The sequence below is a fragment of the Sphingopyxis sp. genome, assembly GCF_965279755.1.
Classification (GTDB): domain Bacteria; phylum Pseudomonadota; class Alphaproteobacteria; order Sphingomonadales; family Sphingomonadaceae; genus Sphingopyxis.
Map to the genome: position 1 here is coordinate 1,290,902 of NZ_OZ257261.1, position 13,007 is coordinate 1,303,908.

At 65.6% G+C, this 13,007-nt stretch carries 8 protein-coding genes; 7 read left to right on the plus strand and 1 reads right to left on the minus strand.

Going from position 1 to position 13,007, the window contains the following annotated elements:
- The first annotated feature begins 39 nt into the window (after nucleotides 1-39).
- The 6 genes from ACQY80_RS06345 to ACQY80_RS06370 all read left to right on the plus strand — a co-directional run bounded on the left by ACQY80_RS06345 (nucleotide 40) and on the right by ACQY80_RS06370 (nucleotide 11,436).
- Nucleotides 40-1,227 (plus strand): efflux RND transporter periplasmic adaptor subunit, encoded by a 1,188-nt coding sequence (locus tag ACQY80_RS06345; RefSeq protein WP_428684744.1) that lies wholly within the window; start codon nucleotides 40-42, stop codon nucleotides 1,225-1,227.
- Nucleotides 1,228-1,233: 6 nt separating this feature from the next.
- Nucleotides 1,234-4,431: an efflux RND transporter permease subunit gene (locus ACQY80_RS06350; RefSeq protein ID WP_428684746.1), complete on the plus strand. Its 3,198-nt coding sequence runs from the start codon at nucleotides 1,234-1,236 to the stop codon at nucleotides 4,429-4,431.
- A complete protein-coding gene (locus tag ACQY80_RS06355; protein ID WP_428684748.1) occupies nucleotides 4,428-5,831 on the plus strand; it encodes an efflux transporter outer membrane subunit in 1,404 nt (467 codons plus the stop codon). The genes ACQY80_RS06350 and ACQY80_RS06355 overlap by 4 nt, the downstream gene beginning before the upstream one ends.
- 82 nt (nucleotides 5,832-5,913) lie before the next feature.
- Entirely contained in the window at nucleotides 5,914-6,702 is a 789-nt protein-coding gene (locus ACQY80_RS06360) for an ImuA family protein (protein WP_428684750.1), read from the plus strand.
- A complete protein-coding gene (locus ACQY80_RS06365; protein ID WP_428684752.1) occupies nucleotides 6,605-8,155 on the plus strand; it encodes a Y-family DNA polymerase in 1,551 nt (516 codons plus the stop codon). Before ACQY80_RS06360 ends, ACQY80_RS06365 begins: the two co-directional genes overlap by 98 nt.
- Complete coding sequence (locus ACQY80_RS06370; RefSeq protein WP_428684754.1) at nucleotides 8,152-11,436, plus strand: error-prone DNA polymerase; 3,285 nt, start codon at nucleotides 8,152-8,154, stop codon at nucleotides 11,434-11,436. Before ACQY80_RS06365 ends, ACQY80_RS06370 begins: the two co-directional genes overlap by 4 nt.
- A gap of 147 nt (nucleotides 11,437-11,583) precedes the next feature.
- On the opposite strand, the gene ACQY80_RS06375 is transcribed toward ACQY80_RS06370, so the two are convergent.
- Nucleotides 11,584-12,405 (minus strand): flagellin, encoded by an 822-nt coding sequence (locus ACQY80_RS06375; RefSeq protein ID WP_428684756.1) that lies wholly within the window; start codon nucleotides 12,403-12,405, stop codon nucleotides 11,584-11,586.
- A 246-nt stretch (nucleotides 12,406-12,651) separates the two neighbouring features.
- Here ACQY80_RS06375 and fliE point away from each other — a divergent pair, with 246 nt between their 5' ends.
- Nucleotides 12,652-13,005 (plus strand): flagellar hook-basal body complex protein FliE, encoded by a 354-nt coding sequence (gene fliE, locus ACQY80_RS06380; protein ID WP_428684758.1) that lies wholly within the window; start codon nucleotides 12,652-12,654, stop codon nucleotides 13,003-13,005.
- Nucleotides 13,006-13,007: the final 2 nt, after the last annotated feature.

A 13,007-nucleotide genomic window follows, 5' to 3' on the forward strand; every position in this document is an offset into this window, starting at 1 on the left:
TCCCCCAGCCGCCGGCCTAACCCGAGACGGATTTATCGAATGACGAAGAAGAAGCCGCTGCTCCTCCTCGGGGCCCTGTGCACCATGACGCTTTCACTCGGCGCCTGTTCGGGCGAGGACACGAAGGGCGGCAACCGCGCGCCGCAGGTCGGCTATGTCGTCGTGAAGATCGAGGCTGTGCCGCTGACCACCTCGCTCGGCGGCCGCACGGTAGCGTTCGAGACGAGCGAGGTTCGCCCGCAGATCAACGGGATCGTGCAGCGCCGCCTGTTCGCCGAAGGGGGACTGGTGCGCGCGGGCCAGCCGCTGTTCCAGATCGACTCCAGCATCTATCGAGCGGCGGTCGATCAGGCCTCCGCCAATCTGGCGAGCGCCCGCGCCAGCGCGCAGGCGGCCGAAGAAAAGGCAAAGCGTTTCGAACCGCTCGCGAAGATTCAGGCGGTCGCGCAGCAGGATTATACCGACGCGCTGGCGCAGGCGCGGATCGCGCGCGCCGCAGTGACTCAAAATGCCGCCGCGCTCGAAACCGCGCGCATCAACCTGCGCTTCACGACACTGTCGGCGCCGATCACCGGACGGATCGGCCGCGCGCTGGTGACGCCCGGCGGTCTCGTCAGCGCGAGTCAGGCGACCCCGCTTGCAGTGATCCAGCAGACCGACCCGATCTATGTCGACATGCAGCAGTCGAGCGCGGACCTCACCCGGCTGCGTCAGGCGCTCGCGACCGGCGGGGTGACGCAAGGCAGCACGTCGGTGCGCCTGAAGCTGGAGGATGGCAGCGATTACGCGGTCCCCGGAACCGTGCAATTTTCCGAAGTCACGGTGAACGAGGCGACCGGAACGGTAACGCTCCGCGCGCGCTTTCCCAATCCGCAGGGCCTGTTACTGCCCGGCATGTTCGTGACCGCGCTGTTCGAGCAGGCGGTCAACCCGACCGCGATCCTCGTTCCGCAGGCGGCGGTGCAGCGCGATTTCGACGGATCGGCATTCGTCTATCTGGTCGGCAAGGACGACAAGGCGGCGCGGCGCAAGGTCGTCGCCGAGCGGACCGTGGGGGCGAACTGGGTCATCACCGACGGGCTGAAGCCCGGCGAGAAGGTCATCACGCAGGGGGTCGGCAACCTGAAGCAGGGCGCCCCGATCAAGCCGGTTCCGGCAAACAGTCCGCAGCGCCTGGGGGCACCGGCCGGCGCGGCCGCGGGCAAAGGCGCTGAAAAAGGAAAATAAGCCCCGATGTCCCGCCTCTTCATCGACCGGCCGATCTTCGCCTGGGTGCTGGCGATCATCGTCATGCTTGGCGGCCTCGGCGCCCTGCGCGCGCTGCCGATCGAGCAATATCCCGATATCGCGCCTGCGCAGGTCAATATCCGCGCCTCCTATCCGGGCGCTTCGGCCGAAGCGATCGAGAATAGCGTCACGCAGGTGCTCGAACAGCAGCTGACCGGGATCGACGGGTTGCTCTATTTCAGCTCGCAGTCGAGTTCGCGCGGGCAAGCCAACATCACCGCGATCTTCGCCAAGGGGACCGACCCCGACATCGCGCAGGTGCAGGTCCAGAACAAGATCGCCTCGGCCATCTCGCGCCTGCCGCAACAGGTGCAGAGCCAAGGCATCCGCGTCACCAAGGCTAATTCGGACACGCTGCTGCTCGTCGGCGTCTATGACACCACCGACACGCGATCGTTCCAGGACGTCGCCGACTTCCTGTCATCGAACATCCAGGACCCGCTGTCCCGCGTCGAGGGGGTCGGCGACGTCAACATTTTCGGCGCGCCGCACGCGATGCGGATCTGGCTGAACCCGCAGCGGCTCGCGGCGGTGTCGCTGATGCCGGGCGATGTCGTCACCGCGATCACCGCCCAGAATGCCGAGGTCGCGGCGGGCGAGGTCGGCGGCACACCGTCGCCGCAGGGCCAGATGCTCAACGCGACCGTCACCGCCCAGTCACGCCTCCAGACCGCCGAGCAGTTCGAGAATATCGTCCTCAAAACGCTCCCCGACGGCTCCACCGTCCGCATAAAGGACATCGCGCGCGTCGAGCTCGGCGCCGAAAGCTATGCGACCGTCGTCCGGATCAACGGTCACCCCGGCGCGGGCATGGCGGTCTCGCTGTCGCCCGGCTCCGACGCGCTCGAGACTGCCGATCGCGTCAAGACGCGCATGCACGAACTGGCGGCCGATTTCCCCGACGGGCTGACCTACAGCTATGCCAACGACTCGACGGCCTTCATCAAGCTGTCGGTAAGCGAAGTGCAGAAATCGCTGTTCGAGGCGATTCTGCTCGTCGTCCTCGTGATGTTCGTATTCCTGCAGAGCTGGCGCGCGGTTCTGATCCCCGCGATCGCGGTGCCGGTGGTGCTGCTCGGTACCTTTGGCGTCTTTTATATATTGGGGTTCAGCATCAATACGCTGACGCTGTTCGGGCTGACGCTTGCCATCGGCCTGCTCGTCGACGACGCGATCGTCGTCGTCGAGAATGTCGAGCGATTGATGGAAGAAAATCCCGGCATGTCGGCGCGTGAAGCGACGATCCAGTCGATGCAGGAGCTGCAGGTCGCGCTGATTGCGATCGCACTCGTCCTGTCGGCGGTCTTCCTGCCGATGGCCTTTTTCGGCGGCTCGACCGGCGTCATCTATCGCCAGTTTTCGGTGACCATCGTCTCGGCGATGGCGCTGTCGGTGCTCGTCGCGCTGATTCTCAGCCCCGCGCTGACTTCCACCCTGCTCAAGCCGAAGACCCATGGCGCCGAGCCAGACCGCCCGCACCGTTTCCCGCGCGCGCATGCAGCGATGAAGCGCGCGCAGGATGGCTTCAACGGCTGGTTCGATCGCACCGTCGACCGCTATGTCGGCAGCGTGACCAAGGTCGTCGATCGCAAATGGCTCTTCCTTGGCATCTATGCGCTGATTCTGGCGCTGCTGGCGGTAATGTTCCTCCGGCTGCCGAGCGGCTTCCTGCCCAACGAGGATCAGGGCCGCGTCCAGATCCAGTTCCGCCTGCCAGCGGGCGCCACGCAGGAACGGACGCTGCAGGTTCGCGACCAGATCGAGAAATATCTGCTCACCCAGGAAAAGGCGAATGTCGGCGCGCTCTTCCTTGTCGCGGGTGGCGGCGGGGGCGGCGGCGCAGTCGGTCAGAACACCGGGCAAGGCTTCATCAACCTCATCGACTGGGACAGCCGGCCGGGCAAGGAAAACACCGCCGACGCGATTGCCGACCGGACGCGCAAGGCGCTGTCGGGCATCCGCGATGCCCAGGTCTTCGCGCTTGTTCCGGGTGCGGTGCGCGGTCTGGGCGATGCCTCCGGCTTCACGATGGAGTTCCAGAACCGCAGCGGGATGAGCCGCGAGGAATTCGTCGAAGCCCGCGAAAAACTGCTCGCGGCGGCAAACGCCAATCCCAAGCTGACCGCGGTTCGCTTGTCCGATCTTCCCGATGTGGCAACCTTGAAGATCGACGTCGATACACAGCGGCTGACCGCCTATGGCCTCAACAACAGCGACGTGAACAATACGCTCGCGACCGCCTGGGGCGGCCGTTACGTCAATGATTTCATCGACAAGGGCCGCGTCAAGCGCGTCTATGTTCAGGGCGACGCGCAGTATCGCGCGAAACCCGACGACCTTGGTCAATGGTTTGTTCGGGGCTCCGACGGCCAGATGTCGCCCTTCTCGGCCTTCGCCGACATCGGCTGGTCGACGACGCCCAGCAGCACCTCGCGCTTCCAGGGCGTCCCCGCCTTCGAAATATCGGGCCAGCCTGCCGCCGGCACCAGTTCGGGCGAGGCGATGGACGAGATGGAGCGGATGGCGACCGAAATCCCCGGAACGAGTGTCGCTTGGGCCGGCTCTTCCTATCAGGAGCGGCTGTCGTCGGGGCAGGCGCCGCTGCTCTATGTCCTGTCGCTGCTCGTGGTTTTCCTGTGCCTTGCGGCGCTGTATGAAAGCTGGTCGATCCCGCTCGCCGTGCTGCTCGTCATTCCGCTGGGCCTCGTCGGCTCGGTGTTCGCGGTGACACTCCGCGGGCTGGAGAATGACGTCTATCTGCAGATCGGCCTGCTCACCACGATGGGGCTGGCGGCGAAGAATGCGATCCTGATGATCGAATTCGCCGAACAGGAAGAAAAGAAGGGCAAGCGTGTAATCGAAGCGGCGATCGAGGCAGCGCGTATCCGTCTTCGCCCGATCCTGATGACGAGCTTTGCCTTCATCTTTGGCGTGCTGCCGCTCGCAATCGCGACCGGCGCCGGCGCGAACAGCCGCGTTGCGATCGGCACCGCAGTGATCGGCGGGATGCTGACCGCCGCGCTGCTCGCGATCTTCTTCATCCCGCTCTTCTTCGTTCTCGTCCGCCGCGGCGTGCGCGACGGGCTCGCGGCCTTGCGCCAGCGGTTCGGGAAGAAGGACGGCGGAACCGGGGTGACCGCATGAAACGCGCTTCGTTCCTGACCCTCGCTCCGCTGCTTCTCGCGGGCTGCTCGCTCGCGCCCAAGACCGTGCTGCCGACACCGCCGGTTCCGCAAAGCTGGCCCGTCGGGGACGCCTATCTTCTCCAGAGTGAGGAGGCGCTGCCGGTCCTGTCGTATAAGACCGTCTTCACCGACGCCCGGCTGCAAAGCCTTGTCGATCAGGCGCTCGTCAACAACCGCGACCTGCGCGTCGCCTATGCCAATCTTGCCGCCGCGCGCGCGCAGGTGCGCGTCAGCCGTGCCGGACAATTCCCCGCGCTGGGGGCCAGCGCGGGCGCGGGCTATTCGGATAGCGGAGGGACCGGGGGCGGAAGCGGCGATTTTTCGCTACGCGGCGGAGTCACCGCGTTCGAACTCGACCTGTTCGGCCGTCTCGCCAACGCCACCGAGTCCGACCGCAACAGCGCGCTCGCGACCGAGGCCGCGTCGCGCACCGTCCGTCTCGGCCTGATCGCCGACCTCGCCAATGCGTGGGCCGCCTATGGCGCCGACCGCGACCTCCTGAAAATCGCCGAGGATACCGCCGACAATGCGCGCGAGAGTGTCCGGCTGACCAAGGCCCGGCTCGACGGCGGCGTCGCGCCGCGCACCGATCTGCGCCAGGCCGAACAGATATTGGCGACCGCCGAGGATTCGATCGCGCAGCAGAAGACCGCACTGGCGCAGGACGAAAACCTGATCCGGTTGCTCGTTGGCGCCGACATCGACCGCGCGCTGCTGCCGGCGAGCCTTTCGGAGGTGGTGCCGGGCGTCGTGGCGCTACCTGCGGGCGTGAACTCGCAGATCCTGCTGCGCCGTCCCGATGTGATCGAAGCCGAATACCGCCTGCGCGCCGCCAATGCCGATATCGGCGTCGCGCGCGCGCGGCTATTCCCGACGATCTCGCTGACCGGCCTACTCGGCTTCGCGAGCGACGCGCTGGGAAGTCTGTTCGACGGCGGCTCGTTCAATTATTCGGTCGGCGGCGACGCGACCGCGACGATCTTCGACTTCGGCGGACGCCAGGCCGGGGTCGATGTCACCAAGGCGCAGCGCGACGCGGCGCTCGCGAGCTACGAGGGTGCGATCCAGACCGCGTTCCGCGAAGTCGCCGACGCGCTCGCAGTGCAGGGGACGATCGCCGAGCGTGTTCGCGCGGCAGACGCGAATAGCAGCGCTGCGGCCGACACCGCGATGCTTGCCGATGCCCGCTACAAGGGCGGGGTCGACAGCTTCCTCGCCAGCCTCGACGCGCAACGCAGCCTGTATTCGGCGCGGCGAAGCGAAATCGGGACGGAGCTGCTGCTCGTCCAGACGCGAATCGCGCTGTTCCGGACGCTGGGCGGCGACAGTAGCGCGGGCACTGAAGCGGCGCCCCGCTAATCCCTTAAAGATACGCGATTATTCTGTGCGTCTTGACAAGCGCAGGCGCTCACGCGCTAATAGAACAAATCAGGAACACATGATGCGCGAGTCGTCCCAACCTCTCGCCGGGCTGCGTAAGCACATCGCCCGGCTGGCCGCCGATGGTGGCCCGGAAAGCCGCCCGGCCAAGGGATGGCTGGCGAGCGGCCATGCGGGGTTCGACGCCGCCATCGGCGGCGGGCTTGCGATTGGGCGATACCATGAATTTTACGCGGCCGATGCGCTCGACGCGACGAGCGCCGCCGCTTTCGCCGCGCTGCTCGCGCTCCGCACCCCCGGCAAGGCGCCGCTGATCTGGCTCCGCACGTCCGACGCTGCGCGGCGCACCGGCCACATCTATGCCCCCGGCATCGCCGAGCTTGGCGGCGATCCCGACCGGCTGCTGATGTTCGAGACCCCCGATCCCAAAATGCTGCTCGCCTGCGCGAACGACGCGATCCGCTGCGCCGGATCGGCGGCGGTGATCGTCGAAAGCTGGGGGAAGTTCCCGCTGATGGACCTCACGGCAGGCCGCCGCCTCGCGCTCGGTGCGCGCGATGCCGGAACGACCTTGCTGATGCTTCGCCTCGGCGCCGCGCCCACACCGAGCGTCGCCGAGACACGCTGGAGCGTCGCGGCCGCGGCATCACGCGAACTCGAAGCCAACGCCCCGGGGGCACCCGCCTTCGACCTCGAGCTGATCCGCTGGCGCGCGGGCCCTGCGGGCGGGCGCTGGCGACTGGACTGGAACCATGACGAACAAGCCTTTGGGGAGCCGGCGCTATCTGGCGCTCTTCTTCCCCTATCTGCCCGCCGAGCGACTCTGCCGCACGGCGTCGCGGCCGCCTGACGCCCCACTGGTCTTCGCCGAAAAGCTGCGCGGGGCACTGCGCATCGCGAGCGTCGATCCGGCCGCGCAAACGGCCGGACTCGCCGCCGGGATGCCGCTCGCCGATGCGCGCGCGCGCGTCCCCGAACTAATCGCGGTCACGCACGACCCGGTTGCCGATCACGCCTGGCTCGACCGGCTGGCGCTCGGCTGCAACCGCTACACGCCGCTCGTCGCGCTTGACGCGCCCGACGGGCTGATCCTCGACATCGCCGGGACCGGGCATCTGTTCGCGGGCGAAGCCGAACTGATCGACGATGCCGAGATGCGCCTGTCGCGGCTTGGCATGACGACGCGCTTCGCGCTCGGCCCGACCGCCGATGCCGCGCGCGCGCTCGCGCGTTATCAGACGCGGCCGGCACCCGACGAAGCCAGCGCAATCCGCCGGTTACCGGTGCTCGCGCTCGAACTCGAACCCGAGGCGACGACCGCGCTCGTCCGCGCGGGCCTCAAGACGATCGGCGACCTCGCGAGCCGCCCGATGGCGAATATCGCCGCGCGCTTCGGCGCCGGGGCCGCGACGGCGCTCCGCCGCCTGTTGGGCGACGCGCCGAGCCCGCTCGACCCGCGCATCGCGCCGCCCCCGGTTGCCGTCGAGCGCCGCTTCGCCGAACCGCTCGGCAGCACGGCGCATGCAAGCAAGATCCTCGCCGAGCTCGCCGGGGAAGCGATCGAGGAGATGCTCGAACGCGGCAAGGGCGGCCGCCATTTCCGTGCCACCTTCTTCCGCAGCGATGGCCTCGCGCGCAGTATCGACGTCGAAACCGGTCATGCAACGCGCGACACCGGCCTCGTCATGCGCCTGTTCGCCGAGCGGATGGACAGCCTCGCCGACCCACTCGACCCCGGCTTCGGTTTCGACATGATCCGGCTTGCTGTCCCGCGGCTCGATCCCCTCGGCGCGACGCAATTGAAGCTCGAAGGCGGCGAAGTGCGCCCATCAGGTCAGGGGGCCGCGATGAACGAGCTTGTCGACCGGATGACGACGCGGCTCGGGCGGCAGCGCGTCCGGAAGTGGATCGCCGAAGACACGCACATTCCCGAACAGGCGCAGCTTGCGCTCCCCGCGATCGACGCGCCGAAACCCTTGCCCTGGCGGGGGCCGGAGCCGGGGGAACCGCCGACGCGACCTTTTTATCTCTTCGATCCGCCGCAGCCGATCGAGGTGATCGCCGAGGTTCCCGACGGCCCGCCGCAGCGCTTTCGCTGGCGCCGCGCCTTTCACGCGGTGCGCCGCTACGAAGGCCCCGAACGCATCGCCGCCGAATGGTGGCGCCGCCGCGACAATGGCGGCCTGACGCGCGACTATTACCGCGTCGAGGATGCCCACGGCCGCCGCTACTGGCTTTTCCGCCACGGACTTTATGACGAAAAGCCCGACCCGCGCTGGTATATCCACGGGGTATTCGCATGAGCGATCCGCCCGAAACCGGCTTCGCCGAACTGGTCGCGGCGACGAATTACAGCTTCCTCCGCGGCGCCTCCCACCCCGCCGAGATGGTAGCGGAGGCAATCGCGCTCGGCATGGCCGGTATCGGAATAGCCGACCGCAACAGCGTCGCCGGGGTGGTGCGGGCGTGGGCTTTTCTGAAGGAGTTAAGGGTTAAGGAAGACGAGCGCGCGAAGACGTTTCGGTTGGCGGTCGGCGCCCGCCTCGTCTTCGCCGACGGCACCCCCGACATTGTCGCTTACCCCGTCAACCGCGAAGGCTGGGGGCGGCTGACGCGCCTTCTCTCGACTGGCAATCTGCGCGCACAGAAAGGTGATTGCATCCTCGAACTGGGCGATCTTCTTGGCCATTGCGACGATCTGCTCCTCATCGCAATGGAGGGCGACGAGGCATTGCTCCATGCCCTCAAGCGCAGACGTCCCAAGTCGGTCTGGCTGGCAACCACGATGCCGCAAGCGGGCGCCGACGCACGTAGGCTCGCTGAACTCCAGCGCCTGTCAGCGGCGACTGGCGTTCCACTGCTCGCGACCAACGACGCGCTATATGCGACCAAGGCGCAGCGGCCGCTGCACGACATCATTACCTGCATACGCGAAGGCACGACGATCTCGAAGGCCGGCAAGCTGCTCCGCGTTAATGGCGAGCGCTATCTGAAGGCTCCCGCCGAGATGAAGCGCCTATTCGACGGCTATCCCAAGGCGGTCGAGCAAAGCGCAAAGCTGCTCGCCCGCGTCCGGTTCGATCTCGAAGACCTGCGCTACGAATATCCGCACGAACCGGTCCCCCCGGGCTGGAAACCCTTTCCCTATCTGCACCATCTGGTGAAGACCGCGGCGGAGAAGCGCTACGGCACCCCCCTGCCTACAAAGGTTCGCGCCTTGGTCGGCAACGAACTGCGACTGATCCGGAGAAGGAACTATGTCTATTATTTCCTGACCGTCCATGACCTCGTGCGCTTCGCCCGCGACCAGAAGCCACCCATTCTTTGCCAAGGTCGCGGATCCGCAGCGAATTCGATCGTCTGTTTTCTGCTCGGAGTCACCTCGGTGGACCCCATTGAGCATAAGCTGCTTTTTTCGCGTTTCGTTTCGGCTGAACGCGACGAGCCTCCCGATATCGATGTCGACTTCGAGCATGAGCGGCGGGAAGAAGTCATCCAGCATATTTACAGGCGCTATGGTCCGGATCGCGCCGCAATTGCCGCGACCGTCATCCATTATCGCCCTCGCAGCACAATCCGCGAGGTCGGCAAGGCGCTGGGCCTCAGCGAGGATGTCACTGCGCGGCTTGCCGATACGAGTTGGGGCAACTGGGGCAATGAGGTTCCGGTCGCGCGCCTCGTTCAAGCCGGACTCGATCCGCATAATGGCGAGATCGAGAGGCTGCACCGCTTCGTGACCGAATTACTCGAGGCTCCGCGACACCTGTCGCAGCATGTCGGCGGCTTTGTCCTCACCGAAGGGCGCCTCGACGAACTGGTGCCGATCCACAATGCCGCGATGGAAGACCGCACCTTCATCGAATGGGACAAGGACGACATCGACGCGCTCGGGCTGATGAAGGTCGACGTGCTCGCGCTGGGCATGCTGACATGCATCCGCAAATGCTACGACCTGATGCGCGAGCATGGGCTGGGCGATCACACGCTCGAACTCGATATCGATTGCAAGGATAAGGCTGTCTATAAAATGCTCCAGCGTGGCGACAGTATCGGAGTCTTCCAAGTCGAGAGCCGCGCGCAGATCAACATGCTCCCGCGGCTGAAACCCAAAATATTCTATGATCTGGTGGTTCAGGTCGCGATCGTCCGGCCGGGTCCGATCGAAGGCGATATGGTGCATCCCTATCTGCGTCGGCGAAATGGGGAAGAGAAAGTGGAATATCCTTCCCCGGCACCACCCCATGACCAGAATGAATTACGCGAAGTCCTAGGGGACACCTATGGCGTTCCCCTCTTCCAAGAACAGGCAATGAAGCTCGCCATTGTCGCCGCCGGATTTACTCCCGAAGAAGCGAATGGCTTGCGGCGCGCGATGGCGACCTTCCGCAACGTAGGAACAATCGACAATTTTGAGGAGAAGATGGTCGAAGGCATGGTGGCTCGAGGATATGAACGTAGTTTCGCCCAGCGCTGTTATAGTCAGATAGAAGGCTTCGGCAGTTACGGTTTCCCCGAAAGCCATGCGCAGTCCTTTGCGCGCCTCGTCTATGTATCGTCATGGATCAAGCATTACCATCCTGCCGTCTTCGCCTGCGGCATCCTCAACTCGCAGCCGATGGGCTTCTACGCTCCTGCACAGCTCGTCCGCGATGCGCGGGAGCATGGCGTCGAGGTGCGCGAGGTCGACGTCAATGCTAGCCGCTGGGACAATAGCCTAGAACGACGGGGAGACGGCGCGCTCGCTCTCCGCCTCGGCTTCCGACAGGTTGACGGATTTCGCGAGGAGTGGGCGACGCAGATCGCCCTAGCGCGCGCGACCGCTCCCTTCGCCTCGGTCGAGGAACTTGCGCGCCGGGCGAACCTGCCGTCGCGCGCGCTACGCCTCATTGCCGACGCCGACGCGTGCCGGTCGATGGGGCTCGACCGGCGGCCGGCGCTGTGGGACGCACGGCGCGTCCGGCAAGGAGTGTTGCCGCTGTTCGGAGCGGCCGAGGCGAACGAACTCGGGTTCGAGGAGGATGCGCAGCTGCCGCCGACGCCGATGGTCGAGCATGTGCTGACCGATTATCAGACGACGCGGCTGTCGCTGAAAGGCCATCCTATGGCGTTCCTGCGACGCGATTTCGAGCGCGAAGGCGTGTTGGGCGCAGCGGGTGTGGCTGCGGCGAAGAACGGAGCGATCGTGCGCACCGCTGGCGTCGTGCTGATCCGCCAACGGCCGGGCAAGGGCAATGCGATCTTCATTACGCTCGAGGATGAGGGCGGGATCGTCAACATCCTGCTGTGGGCGCGCCATTTCGAACGCTATCGCCGCGCCGTCATGGCGTCGCGGCTGATGCTTGCCGAGGGCGAGGTGCAGCGAAGCAAGGAAGGCGTGATCCATCTGATGGCGACGCGGATCGTCGACCGCACGTCGATGCTCGACGCGCTGGGCAGCAATCGGCGCTTTGACCCCGAAGTCTGCCGCGCCGACGAGGTCAAACATCCCCAGGCGCCGCGGGGGCGGTCGGAGGGCGATTATGCCCAGCGCCACGGGCATCCGCGCAACGTGCGCATCCTGCCGAAGTCGCGCGATTTTCATTGAGGGGTTTTTGTCCCGGCTCACGCCGGGAACGGTTCCAGCCCGAAACAGAAAACAAAGACGCCCCGGCTGTGGGGAGCCGGGGCGTCGGATCAGGCCAATAAAGGGACCAACCAAAGTTGGCCTGACTTGTTTGTTATCCGTGGCTTATTAGCCGCGGAGCAGGTTCATCACGCCCTGCGCGCTCTGGTTCGCCTGGGCGAGCATCGCGGTCGATGCCTGCGACAGGATCTGAGCCGCGGCCAGCTTCGTCGATTCCGCCGAGAAGTCGGTGTCTTCGATGCGCGAGCGCGATTCGTCCAGATTGGTGACACGGGCCGTCAAATTGTCGACAGCTGCGGTCAGGCGGTTCTGCTGCGCACCGATGTTGGCGCGTTCGCCAGCGACCGTGGTGATCGCGGTGTCGAGGGTCGCAAGAGCGGCGGTGGCACCAGCAGCGGTCGCAACCGACAGGGCGTTGACGCCCAGCGTCGTGGCGGTGAGGCTTGCGACGGTGATGTTCACCTTTTCGCCGGTGTTGATACCGGTCTGAATGTCGAAGCCGGCGGTGACGCTGCCGTCGAGCAGCTTGTTGCCGTTAAAGGTCGTCTGCGTCGTGATGTCGCCGATCTGCGAGATCAGCGCGGTGACTTCCTTCTGCACCAACCCGCGGTCGGCGTCGCTGAGCGTGCCGGTCGAAGCCTGCATCGCTAGGTCACGCATACGGACGAGGATGTCCGAGATGCTGCCGGCGCCGCTGTCGGCGGTCTGCGCGAGCGAAATACCGTCGTTGGCGTTGCGGATCGCCTGCGTGAAACCGCGCGAAGCGGCCTGCATGCGGGTCGCCACAGCGAGGCCGGCGGCGTCGTCCTTCGCGCTGTTGATGCGCTTGCCGCTCGACAGACGTTCCATCGCCTGCGACTGCGAACGTTCGGCAACACGCGAGCTGTTCTGGGCGCGAAGCGCGCTCACATTGGTGTTGATGACAGTCATATTGTTCCTTTCCGGCCCTGATGGCCATTCCCGTTATGTGAGGGCCCAAGAGCGGTCACGGAGGAAGTAACGGCTGGCGGTGTCGCGATTTAAGCCACCGCGTCAAAAAAATGCCGAAGGCGGTATTAAGCTTTTCCGAAAACCAGTCATGGCGTTGAAAAAACTATATAAATATTTTTGGCACGCGCTTTGCATTACTCTTTGTGCGTGCGGCTGACCGCCACGCCCCAGGACGGATGAAAGCTTATGAGCACGATTGACCCGAGCCGGCTGCTGCAGATGCGCAGCACGATTCTCAATCAGAACCAGGCGCTGCAACGCGCTGCGGGCAAAGGTGCTGCGGGCGGCATCGATGGCGGTGTCGGCGGCGCAGCAGGCGCACCGGACTTCGGAACCGCGATCAGCAACGCCCTGCAACAGGTCAACGCCCAGCAGTCGAAAGCCAGCGAGCTCAGCGAAGCCTACGAGCGCGGCGACACGCACGACATCGTCAGCGTGATGATCGAACGCCAGAAGGCATCGCTCGGTTTCGAAACCACCCTGCAGGTCCGCAACAAGCTGCTCTCCGCGTATCGCGACATCATGAACATGCCGGTGTAACC